This window comes from Gemmatimonadetes bacterium SCN 70-22 (assembly GCA_001724275.1).
Lineage (GTDB): Bacteria > Gemmatimonadota > Gemmatimonadetes > Gemmatimonadales > Gemmatimonadaceae > SCN-70-22.
The window spans coordinates 154,847-165,556 of sequence record MEDZ01000015.1 but is presented as its reverse complement, the minus strand read 5'-3'; the positions used below and the strand labels follow the sequence as shown (position 1 = coordinate 165,556).

Annotated in this window: 10 protein-coding genes; 3 read left to right on the top strand and 7 right to left on the bottom strand. The window is 72.3% G+C overall.

Annotated elements, in window-relative coordinates; translation table 11 throughout:
* Positions 1 to 29: 29 nt before the first annotated feature.
* Together ABS52_09770 and ABS52_09765 are read right to left on the bottom strand one after the other, a co-directional pair.
* Positions 30 to 917: an MBL fold metallo-hydrolase gene (locus ABS52_09770; protein ODT03489.1), complete on the bottom strand. Its 888-nt coding sequence runs from the start codon at positions 915 to 917 to the stop codon at positions 30 to 32.
* Between the two features lie 80 nt (positions 918 to 997).
* Positions 998 to 1,789 carry a TIGR00266 family protein gene (locus tag ABS52_09765; protein ODT03477.1) on the bottom strand — a complete coding sequence of 264 codons (792 nt, stop codon included), beginning with the start codon at positions 1,787 to 1,789 and terminating at the stop codon, positions 998 to 1,000.
* A gap of 423 nt (positions 1,790 to 2,212) precedes the next feature.
* On the opposite strand from ABS52_09765, the gene ABS52_09760 reads away from it, so the two are divergent.
* Positions 2,213 to 2,500: a hypothetical protein gene (locus ABS52_09760; GenBank protein ID ODT03476.1), complete on the top strand. Its 288-nt coding sequence runs from the start codon at positions 2,213 to 2,215 to the stop codon at positions 2,498 to 2,500.
* Here the strand turns inward: ABS52_09760 and ABS52_09755 are convergent.
* Together ABS52_09755 and ABS52_09750 are read right to left on the bottom strand one after the other, a co-directional pair.
* On the bottom strand, positions 2,430 to 3,773 hold the full coding sequence (locus tag ABS52_09755) for a hypothetical protein (protein ODT03475.1): 1,344 nt from the start codon (positions 3,771 to 3,773) through the stop codon (positions 2,430 to 2,432). The genes ABS52_09760 and ABS52_09755 overlap by 71 nt on opposite strands.
* A gap of 74 nt (positions 3,774 to 3,847) precedes the next feature.
* The gene (locus ABS52_09750) at positions 3,848 to 5,506 is read right to left on the bottom strand and encodes a long-chain fatty acid--CoA ligase (GenBank protein ID ODT03474.1); all 1,659 of its coding nucleotides are present in this window, start codon (positions 5,504 to 5,506) and stop codon (positions 3,848 to 3,850) included.
* A 252-nt stretch (positions 5,507 to 5,758) separates the two neighbouring features.
* Between ABS52_09750 and ABS52_09745 the strand changes: the two genes are divergently transcribed.
* Positions 5,759 to 6,670: a hypothetical protein gene (locus ABS52_09745; protein ID ODT03473.1), complete on the top strand. Its 912-nt coding sequence runs from the start codon at positions 5,759 to 5,761 to the stop codon at positions 6,668 to 6,670.
* A 4-nt stretch (positions 6,671 to 6,674) separates the two neighbouring features.
* Here ABS52_09745 and ABS52_09740 read toward each other — a convergent pair whose 3' ends face one another.
* Together ABS52_09740 and ABS52_09735 are read right to left on the bottom strand one after the other, a co-directional pair.
* On the bottom strand, positions 6,675 to 7,139 hold the full coding sequence (locus ABS52_09740; GenBank protein ODT03472.1) for a hypothetical protein: 465 nt from the start codon (positions 7,137 to 7,139) through the stop codon (positions 6,675 to 6,677).
* Positions 7,140 to 7,365: 226 nt separating this feature from the next.
* A complete protein-coding gene (locus ABS52_09735) occupies positions 7,366 to 8,361 on the bottom strand; it encodes a hypothetical protein (GenBank protein ODT03471.1) in 996 nt (331 codons plus the stop codon).
* A gap of 242 nt (positions 8,362 to 8,603) precedes the next feature.
* Between ABS52_09735 and ABS52_09730 the strand changes: the two genes are divergently transcribed.
* Positions 8,604 to 8,885 carry a hypothetical protein gene (locus ABS52_09730; GenBank protein ODT03470.1) on the top strand — a complete coding sequence of 94 codons (282 nt, stop codon included), beginning with the start codon at positions 8,604 to 8,606 and terminating at the stop codon, positions 8,883 to 8,885.
* Between the two features lie 105 nt (positions 8,886 to 8,990).
* Here the strand turns inward: ABS52_09730 and ABS52_09725 are convergent, their stop codons facing one another.
* Positions 8,991 to 10,703: a sodium-independent anion transporter gene (locus tag ABS52_09725; protein ID ODT03469.1), complete on the bottom strand. Its 1,713-nt coding sequence runs from the start codon at positions 10,701 to 10,703 to the stop codon at positions 8,991 to 8,993.
* Between the last annotated feature and the right edge of the window lie 7 nt (positions 10,704 to 10,710).

Below are 10,710 nucleotides of genomic sequence, written 5' to 3'. Positions count from 1 at the left end.
CGCCGAGCCGGCGCGCCGTGCCGGCGCGCCTAACGACTTCCGTGCCGCGCCTTGAGGTCGTTGTAGACGACGTCGAGGAGGAAGTCGGGGGTCACGAACCCCTTCCCCCACCGGTCGTCGAACTCGGCCGTCGGCTTGGCCGCGGCCGCCTCGGTGAGGCTCTTCCCCGCCCGCACCAGCGCGAGGACGCGGTCGCGGATGGTCGCGACCACGCGGCGATACTCCACCAGGTCGGCGCGCGTGGCCACCGGCCCGTGCCCGGGGATGATCCTGGTGCGGTCGTCGGCCACCGCAAGCACCGCGTCGATCGCCGTGATGTAGCCATCGATCGATCCGCCGCTGTACGTGTCGACCAGCGGGTAGGCGCCGTTGTTGAAGACGTCGCCCGTGTGGATCACGTTCGCCCGGGTGAAGTGGATGTACGCATCGCCGTCGGTATGGGCCGGCGGGAGGTGCACCACGCGCACCGAGTCGCCGTTCAGGTGGAACGTGACCGACTCGCTGAAGCTGACGATCGGGAGGGCGCCGCGCGGCGCGGCCGGGGTCCGCCGGTTCAGCCGGGCGTTGAACTGCTCGGCGCTCAGGCGCGTGCGCACGTTGTCGTGCGCCACGATCACCGCCCCGGTGCGGCCGAAGTTCTCGTTCCCGCCGGTGTGGTCGCCGTGCACGTGCGTGTTGATCACGAAGCGCACGGGCGTGCGGCTGACGGTGGCCACCGCGGCCCGGATTCGCTCGCGCAGCGGGGCATACTGGTCGTCGACGAGCACCGCCCCGTCATCGCCGGCCAGGAGCGCCATGTTCCCTCCGCTCCCGAACAGGACGTGCACGTTGCCGGCCACCGGCTGCACCGTCACCCGCACGGTGTCGAGGTTCTGTTGCGCGGTCGCCGGGGCGGCTGCCCCCAGCACCGCCAGCAGCGCCAGCAATGCCGGCACCGCCGGTACCGCCGGTACCGCCGGCAGCGCGGCGCACCTCACCCGCCCCAGTCGTCCCGACATCAGCGGTCTCCGTCCAGCATCCCGCCCAGCGCGCCCAGCACCGATCCTTCCTCGCGCCGCGCGCCGCCCGCCCGCGGCGCGGCCGCGATGATGCGGTCCGCCAGGCGCGAGAACGGGAGCGTCTGGAGGATGACCCGCCCTGGACCCGTCAGCTGCACGAGGAAGAGCCCCTCTCCCCCGAACAGCGCCGTCTTGACGCCCGGTACCATCTGGATGTCGTAGCCCACCGACGGCTGCATCGCGACCAGGCACCCCGTGTCGACCCGCAGCTGCTCGCCGGCGGCGAGTTCCATCTCCATGAGCGTCCCGGAGGCGTGAAGGAAGACGAGCCCGTCTCCCAGCAGCTTCTGGAGTATGAACCCCTCTCCCCCGAAGAAGCCGGCGCCGATGCGGCGCGCGAAGGCGATGCTGACGTCCACCCCGCGCGCCCCGCACAGGAACGAGTCCTTCTGGGCGATCAGCGTCCCGCCCCACGTGCGCAGGTCGATGGGCTGGATCTTCCCCGGATAGGGCGAGGCGAAGGCCACGTCGCGGCGCCGCGTCGATTCGTTCATGAAGAACGTCACGAAGAACGAGTCGCCCGACAGGACGCGCTTTCCGGCCGACATCAGCTTGTCGAACAATCCACCCCCGCGCCCGGTCTGGTCGAGCGTGGTGGCCATCCGGATCCCGTCCTGCATGTACATCATCGCCCCAGCCTCGGCCACGACCGCCTCGCCGGGATCGAGCGTCACCACCACGCCTTGCAGGTCGTCGCCAACCAACCGATAGTCGATCTCGTCTGCTCTCATCGCCTCTGCTCGTTCGTCCGGGTGTCGCGTGCAGGTTGGTGCATCGGGCACCTCCCGGCGCCAGACCGACAGAAATGAACGAGGAGTGCGCGGAATTGGTAGAGGGGGCGGAGCGCTCGCGCCGGTCGACGCGCCGGCGCTAGCTTCCGCGGCATGGCTCCCCATGTTTGCTCCAGCATCGAGGGGCGGCGGCTCGCGCGGCTGTCCGCTGGCCTCCTGCTCGTCGCGCTCCTGTCCGCCTGCTCCGGGCCAGCGCCGCGGGAGGGGGAAAAGGCACCGCCCCCCGCGGGCGGCGCTGGGGCACCGGCGTCGCCCGCCCCGGGGTCGAAGCCGGCGTGCGCACTCGAGGGCGACTGGACCCCGTGCGCCGTCGAGGATCGCCTGCTGCGCGCCGGCGTCGTCGCCGAGCGCCAGCCAGCGCCCGTGCGCCACCCGTTCTTCGCCGTGGAGGGAATCCTGTATCAGGTCGGCGGCCCCGACCACGAGTTGCAGGTCTTCCTGTACCCCTCGGCCGCGGCGCGTGCGCGCGACACCGACGCCCTGGACAGCGCGACCGTTGCCCCTCGCGGGACGCGCGTGATGTGGAAGGCGCCGCCCACGCTGGTCACGTCGAACAACCTGGCCGCGGTGATCCTGAGCCTCAACGACCGGACGGTCGAGCGCCTCGCCCTGGCGCTGGGGGCGGGGCTTCCCCAGCCCGGGCAGCGTTAGGCGCACGCGCGCGCACGGCGAGGCGGCCCGGGACGATCGCCGCGCTCCCGAACCTGGCGCGTAGCTGGTCGACGGCGGTCGCCAGGGCGCGGTCACGCGCGGTTTCGCGTTCCGCCGGTGCCGATTCCTCCCCAAAGAGCGACAGCTGGTCGGCCTCCTCGCTCTCGCCGAGTCCCGAGAGCCCCACGCCGAGGAGCCGGGCCGGGATGCGACGCGCGGCGCGCAGCCGCTGCAGCAGCTCGCGCGCGATGGCGCGGATCACGCGGTCGGCCACCACCGGTGCATCGAGCGTCCGGCTGGCGCCGCGAAGGCGGAAGTCGGCGTCCTTCAGCTTGACCGAGATCGTGCGCGCCGCGAGCCCCCGGGCCCGGAGGTCCGAGGCGACGCGCGTCACCAGGCGCACCAGCTCTGCCTCCAGCGCCGCGTCGTCGTCGAGGTCGTGCGGAAAGGTGTCCTCATGGCTCACGCTCTTCGGGCGTTCGCGCGCCACCACCTCGGTGCTCCCGATTCCCCGTGCGCGGTCGAACAGCCATTGCCCCGCGCGTTCGCCCAGCATCCGCTCCAGCGCCGCGAGCCCCGCGCCGGTGACGTCGGGGACGGTGCGGAGCCCGAGCGCCTGGAGCCGGTCGCGCAGGCGCGGCCCGACACCGGGGATGTCGGCGAGGGGGACCTGCTGCAGGAAGCGCGCTTCCTCGCCCGGGGGGACGATGCAGACGCCGGTCCCGTCCGTCCCGGGCCGGGGCTTGGCGAACTCCACGGCCAGCTTGGCGACCAGCTTGTTGGTGCCGCCGCCTAACGATACGGAGAGCCCGGTCGCCTGGTGCACGGCGTCCCGGATGCGGTGGGCCACGTCGTCCAGCGGCGCGCCACGGTAGAGCGCCTCGGTCCCCGTCAGGTCGAGGTACCACTCGTCGATGCTCGCCGCCTGCACCACCGGGGCGAAGCGCTGAAGGACGGCAGCGATCTCGCGGCTCTTGCGCCCGCACGCGCCGCGAGGCACGGGGACGCACATGGCCTGGGGGCAGAGGCGCATCGCCCGGGCGATCGGCATCGCCGAGCGGACGCCGTACTGCCGGGTCTCGTACGACGCCGAGCAGACAACGCCGCGCGACCCCGGCGCGCCGCCGACGATGAGGAGGCGCGCCTTGCCGGCTCCCTCGGGGTCGACCATCCGCGCGACCGCCACGAAGAACGCGTCCGCATCCACGAGGAGGATGCGGCGCGGCGGGGCGGGGGAGGAGGGGGCGGGGCGAGGAGGTGCCGTGTGCGCCATGGCCGGTCGGGTCGCCATGAAGATACGGCGGCGCGCCGCCCCTGCGGGGGGCGGTGCGCTCGCCGTCCCCCGCGCTACGCCTCGGCTTCCGCCGGAGGGAGCTGGATCGCGTCGGCGGCGTGGGCGTAGCGGTCGCGATACTGCTCGCGCAAGACCGATTTCTGCACCTTGCCCGTCCCCGTCTTGGGGAGGGCATCGACGAATGTCATCGCGTCGGGGACCCACCAGGTGGCGAAGCGCTCCGCCAGCCAGGCCTTGAGCGCCTGCTCGTCCACCTGCGCTCCCGGCTTGCGCACCACGACGGCAAAGGGGCGCTCGGACCATCGGGAATGGGGGAGTCCCACCACCGCCGCCTCGAAGACCTCGGTGTGCCCCATCAGCGCCCCCTCCAGCGCCACCGAGCTCACCCACTCGCCGCCGGACTTGATCACGTCCTTGGCGCGGTCGGTGATGGTGACGCAGCCGTCAGGCGCAATGGTCACGATGTCGCCGGTGCGGAACCAGCCGTCCTCCGTGAACTGCGTGATCTCCTCCTCGGGTCGGTAGTACTCGCGGGCGATCCACGGCCCCCGCACCTCGAGCTCGCCCATCGTCGTCCCGTCCCAGGGGAGGAGCCCTCCCTCGCTGCGGGCGCGAATCTCGACCCCGATGACCGGGTAGCCGGCCTTGGCGAGCAGATGGTACTTCTCGTGCTCCGGAAGCGCCTCGTGCTCGCCGCGCAGGTGCGACACCGTCCCGATCGGGGTCATCTCGGTCATCCCCCACCCCTGCTGCACGACGACGCCGTGGCGCTGCTTGAAGCCGCGGATCATCGCCTCCGGGGGGGCCGCCCCGCCCACCAGCGTCATGCGCAGCGCCGAGAGGTTCCACTTGCCGGGGGCCTGGTCGAGCGCCTGCAGGATGCCGAGCCAGATGGTCGGGACGCCGGCCGCCATCGTCACCCGCTCGCCGGCCATCAGGTCCAGGAGGGAGGCGGGATCCAGGTGCGGCCCGGGGTGCACCTGCGACGCCCCGACGAAGGCCGCGGTGAACGGGAACCCCCACGCGTTGACGTGGAACATCGGGACGACCGGCAGCAGCACGTCCCGCTCGCTGATGCCCGGGCCGTCGGCCGCGAGCGACATCATCGTGTGCAGCGTGATGGCCCGGTGCGAGTAGAGCACGCCCTTGGGGCGCCCGGTCGTCCCCGAGGTGTAGCACATGGCGGCCGCCGTGCGCTCGTCGCGGTCGTCGAACGGGAACGGGGCATCGGGGGCGCCGGCCAGGAGCGCCTCGTAGTCGATTGCACCTGCCGGCGTCTCGCCCCCGTCGCCCATCACGATCACGTGCGCGACCCGGACCAGCGGCGCGACCTTCTCCCACAGCGGCCACAGTACTTGGTCCACCAGGACGACCCGGTCGTCGGCATGGGAGATGATGTACGCCAGGTCGCTGGGGTGCAGGCGCAGGTTGAGCGTGTGGAGCACCGCGCCGGACGACGGGATCGCGAAGTACGCCTCGAGGTGGCGCTGATGGTTCCACGCCAGGGTGGCCACGCGATCGCCATCGCGCACCCCAAGCACGCGCAGCGCATGTGCCAGGCGGCCGGCGCGCTCCAGCACCTCGCGATACGACGTGCGCGTGATGCTCCGGTCGGGGCGGCGCGAGATCACGAGCTTCTCGGGAAAGAGGTCGCGCGTGCGCCGCAACATCATCGGGATGGACAGGGGGACTTCCTGCATCAGGCCGAGCATCGGGGATTCTCCTGGCGGTGTCCGAGGTGGGCGCGCCGAACGGGGGGCGAGGAGCCGGGCGGGGGGGAGAAAGTGCCGACCGGCAGGGAGGCGCACAACCGGGGCGTGATGCCGCGGGCGTGAGTGAGCTCGAATCCGGCCGCGCGCGAGCGGGTTTCGCGCGGCGCGCGGGGGGGCGACGCCTCGCCGGACGGCCGATGCGAAGCGCCTGGCGTCTCGCTATCCTCCGGCATCGCCACGAACTTCCACGCCATGTCCGCGACCCTCGACCGCCGAGCCCTCGCGCTCGCCACAGCGCTCCTCGTCACCCTCCCCGCCGCGGGGCGCGCCCAGGGTGAGACCGATGTCTATCTCGCCTCGATAGAGCTGCGTGACGGTGCCCTGCGCGTGGGAACGCCGCGCAACGTCACCGGCCGTCCGGGCTACGACAACCAGCCGTCGTTCACGCGGGACGGCGGAGCGATCTTCTACACCTCCACGCGTGAGGATGCACAGGCGGACATCTACCGCTACGTCATCGCCACCGCGCGGACCACGCGGGTCACCGCCACCGCCCCGGAGAGCGAGTACTCGGCGGCCGAGGTCCCGGGCGGGGGCGCGATCTCGGTGATCCGCGTCGAGCGCGACTCCACGCAGCGCCTCTGGCGCATCCCCCTCCGCCAGGGGGCGGGGATGGAGGAGTCGGTCATCTTCCCCGCGCTGAAGCCCGTCGGCTATCACGCCTGGGCCGACGCGACCCACATCGCGATGTTCGTCCTCGGGACCCCGCCCGTGCTCGTGCTGGGCGACCTGTCCACCGGGCGCAGCGACACGCTCATGGCCAACATCGGGCGGTCGCTCCACCGCATTCCGGGCGGATCCCACATCAGCTTCGTGAGCAAGGCGTACGAGAACGCCTCCTGGGTCATGGAACTCGACGTCCGGACGCGCGCCATGCGTCCGCTCGCGCGCCTCCCGCAGGGCGTCGAGGACTACGCGTGGCTTCCGGATGGTCGCCTGATTGCCGGCAGTGGGAGCCGGCTTCTCGTGTGCGACGTCGCGAAACGCGCCACGTGGGAAGAGGTCGCCGACCTGGCGGGAGCCGGGGTCGGCGGCATCACGCGGCTCGCCGTGTCACCCGCGGGCGATCGCCTCGCGATCGTCGGCGTCCCCACCCCCCGCTGACGCCTTACCCCCAGGCAGGGGTCTTGCGATAGCAGGACTTGGGGATGATCGCGACGCCACGGCGCACGAGCTGCTCGTAGCGGGCGAGCTTCTCGGGATAGCGGGCGACCGCACACCGCTCGTACCCGAGGGAGTCGAAGAAGCCGTCGGCCAGGGTGAGGGCGAACAGTTCGTCGATACCGCGGCGACGGGCCATCGCCTCGACCGCGCGCACGGCGATGCTCCCCAGCCCCTGCCCCTGCGCCTCGGGCGCCACCACGACCGAACTCACCTCGCCCAGCGACGGCGAATACTCCTGCAACGCCGCGCACGCCATCACGCTCCCCTGCCCATCGGCCACCACCACGTAGTCCTGGATGGCGGCCGCGATCTCGTCGAGGGTGCGCGGGAGGAGCGTCCCCGATGGGGCGTGGCGCGCCACCAGGGCGTGAATGTCCCCGACGTCGGACGCGACCGCTCCGCGCACCACGTGGGTGGCGCTGAGGTGCGGGCGGGGGGAGCGCGCCCGGGAGGCGGCGCGGCGCTGGCGTGCGAACTTATGCATGTATAATGCATAAATACACACGGCTTCGCCTGCAAGTACTCTCCGGCTCAGCGCGCCGGCTCATCGCGCCGGCTCAGCGCGCCGGCTCAGCGCGCCGGCTCAGCGCGTCGGCTCAGCGCGCCGGCTCAGCGCGTCGGCTCAGCGCGTCGGCTCAGCGCGTCGGGAGCTCGATGACGACCTTCCCGACCGTCTCGTTCGACTCGAGGCGTCGGTGCGCGGCGGCGATCTCCGACAGCGGGAAGACGGCGTCGATCGAGGGGACCAGCTCCCCTCGCGCCACGCGCGGGACGACCTCGGCCGCGAAGCGAGCGGCGACGGCGATCCGCTCCTCCAGCGATCGGGCGCGCATCACCGTCCCCTGCAGCGTCAGGCGCTTTCCGAGGATCTGCCGCACGTCCACCTGGGCGGTACCGCCGCCGACGGCGCCGACGAGGAGGATCCGCCCGCGCGGCGCGGCCGCCTGGATGCTGGCGGGGAGGTAGCCGCCCCCCACGAGGTCGAGCGTGAGGTCGGCGCCGTGTCCGCCGCTCCACGCGGCCACGGCGGGGGCGAAGGGGTCGAGCGCGACGGGGAGCGCGATGCCCTCGTCCATGCCTAACGATTGCGCGATCGCGAGCTTGCTGGCGTTGCGCGACGTCCCGAAGGTGCGCGCCCCCCACGCGCGCGCGACCTGCACGGCCGCGAGCCCGACGCCACTGGCGACCGCGTGCACGACGACGAACTCGCCGGCGCGCAGTCCCCCCTGGGTGACCATCGCGTCGTGGGCGGTGATGAAGGCCTCGGGGATCGCCGCCGCCTCGTGCCACGTGAGTGCATCGGGAATGGCGGCGATCGTGGCCTCGTGCACCACGAGGTACTCGGCATGCGCCCCGCCGCCGGCCAGGCCGAACACCCGGTCGCCCGGGCGCCAGCGCGTGGCGTCGCTCCCGGTCGCCGCCACCTCGCCCGCGAACTCCAGCCCCGGGATGTCGGCCGGCCATCCGGCGGGGGCGGGGTAGCGCCCGACGCGTTGCAGCAGGTCGGCGCGATTGAGTGCCGAGGCGTGCACACGCACCAGCACCTCGTGCGATGACGGCGTGGGAGGCGGGACCTCCCGGAGTTGGAGGACTTCGGGGGGGCCGAAACGCGGAATGACGGCGGCGATCATCGCGGGCGGGGTGGAACGTGCAGGGCGAGGCGAGGCGAGGCGAGGCGAGGCGAGACGAGGGCGGGTGTCGGCCGTCGTCGCCGGACATCCCCAAGCTACCGTCTCCCATCCGGGCGCGCGCGCCCCGGGGCGAGCTGGCCGAGGCGCGGGCCGCGTCCCGACGAAACCTCGCCTCCGCGCGGCCGTAGGATCCTGCACACGGGTCCGCGTCGAGCGCCCGGTCGCTTCCCAGGAGTACCGCCATGCTTGGACTGCTTGGATTCGCCGCCACGATTGCGGCGGTGGTCATCGGCTACACGCAATCGCGCGCCTTCGTCCGCGAGCGACTCCGCTACGTCGACGCCGCGCAGTCGGGTATCGCCCCGCTCCTGGCCGGCTTCGGCGCCGCGATCATCGCCAGCCCCATCGTTGCGCTCCTCCCGCTGGTGGGCGGGGGGACCGCGCTCGCCTTCGGGATCAGCGTGGGGATGGGGGTCGCCAACGGCCAGCGCGACGTGCGCCGAGCGCTTCCGCCGGGGCTCTGAGCCCCGCTCGACCCCCCCGCGCGCCCCCCTGCGCCGGGGCGTCCCGCTCGCGCCGCGCGTCCCGGCGGCCCCACGTGCCCCGTCTGCCTGACGCGCCCGGTCTGCCTAACGCGTCCCGGCGGACGGCCCCCCCCTCGGCGGCGTCGGCGTGCGGGCCGCCAGGTAGCTCCGGGCGCGATCGAGCGCGTCGTCGAGCGACAGGAAGATCGCGTCGCGCCCCAGCTCCTCCGCGAGCGGCGAGCGCTCCAGCGCCGCCAGCGGTTGCGCGTGGATCTCGGCGATCAGGACCAGCGCCCGGTCCCCCTTGCTGCGCCTGACCACGTCGCGCAGCGCGCGCAGCCCCGTGGCGTCGAGCATCGAGACGTGGCGCATCCGGATCACCAGCACCTTCGGCTTGCGTGCCACCTGGTTCACGGTGTCCTTGAACGTCTCCGCCGCCCCGAAGAAGAAGGCGCCGGTGATCTCGTAGACGTCGACCCCCTCGGGGATGTCGTGCGTCGCGGCGGCGCCCCGGTCGTCTTCGTCGTCGTCCTCCGCCCCCTGCTCGCGTTGCAGCTCGCGACGCACCGCGCTCACCTGCGTCACCTCCGACATCCGGTGCATGAACAGGAACGCGGCGAGCACCATCCCGACCTCGATGGCCACGGTGAGGTCGACGATGACCGTGAGGACGAACGACACCAGGAGCACCGCCACGTCGGCCCGCGGCCCCCGCAGCTCGTCGACGAAGGTGCGCCACTCGCTCATGTGGTACGCCACCACCACCAGGATCGCCGCCAGCGTCGCCATCGGGATCAACCCCGCCCACTTCCCGAAGAAGAGCGTGATGAGCAGGAGGACGAGCGCGTGGACCATCCCCGCCACCGGCGTGCGTCCCCCGTTCTTCACGTTGGTCGCCGTCCGCGCGATGGCCCCGGTCGCCGGGATCCCGCCAAAGATCGGCGAGGCGATGTTGGCCACGCCCTGCGCCACGAGCTCCATGTTGGAGCGGTGCCGCGACCCGATCATCCCGTCCGCGACGACCGCCGATAGGAGCGACTCGATGGCCCCGAGGAGCGCGATCGTGAATGCCGGCGAAACCAGGCGCTGCAGGTCCGAGAACCGGATGTCGGGCCAGACGGGATGCGGCAGCGAGGCGGACAGCTCGCCGAAGCGGCTTCCGATCGTCTCGATGGGAAGGCCGAGCAGCTGGGCGCCGGCCGTCGTGACGATCAGCGCGACGAAGGGCGAGGGCATCTTCCGGTTGACCCTGGGCCACCAGATGATGATGGCCAGCGCCACGACGGCGACGCCGATGGCTTCGGGGGTGATGCTCGTGATGTGCTCGGCGTACGCGCCGACCTTCTCCACGAAGTCGGCGGGGACCGACCCCATCTTCAGCCCCAGGAAGTCCTTCACCTGGCTCGTGAAGATGATCACGGCGATGCCGCTGGTGAAACCGGTGATGAGAGGCTGCGGAATGAACTTGATGATCGTCCCCAGCCGGGCGACCCCCATCAGCACCAGTATCACCCCCGCCATCAACGTCGCCGCCGTGAGCCCCTCCAGCCCGTACTGTTGCACGATCCCGTAGACGATCACCACGAAGGCGCCCGTGGGACCGCCGATCTGCACGCGCGACCCGCCAAGCGCGGAAATCAGGAATCCGGCGACGATGGCCGTGTAGAGTCCCCGCTCCGGCGTGACGCCGCTCGCGATCGCGAAGGCGATGGCCAGCGGCAGGGCTACGATGCCGACGATCGTCCCCGCCGTGAGGTCCGAGACGAACTGCTGGCGGTCGTACGACTTGAGGGTGGTGACGAGCTTGGGGACGAGCACGGGGCTC

What these genes read in the sequence shown, in the direction of transcription:
- ABS52_09765 (ODT03477.1), bottom strand. Translation starts at nt 1,789, where the DNA reads ATGAGAGCAGACGAGATCGACTATCGGTTGGTTGGCGACGACCTGCAA.
- ABS52_09755 (ODT03475.1), bottom strand. Translation starts at nt 3,773, where the DNA reads ATGGCGCACACGGCACCTCCTCGCCCCGCCCCCTCCTCCCCCGCCCCG.
- ABS52_09750 (ODT03474.1), bottom strand. Translation starts at nt 5,506, where the DNA reads ATGCTCGGCCTGATGCAGGAAGTCCCCCTGTCCATCCCGATGATGTTG.
- ABS52_09745 (ODT03473.1), top strand. Translation starts at nt 5,759, where the DNA reads ATGTCCGCGACCCTCGACCGCCGAGCCCTCGCGCTCGCCACAGCGCTC.
- ABS52_09735 (ODT03471.1), bottom strand. Translation starts at nt 8,361, where the DNA reads ATGATCGCCGCCGTCATTCCGCGTTTCGGCCCCCCCGAAGTCCTCCAA.
- ABS52_09730 (ODT03470.1), top strand. Translation starts at nt 8,604, where the DNA reads ATGCTTGGACTGCTTGGATTCGCCGCCACGATTGCGGCGGTGGTCATC.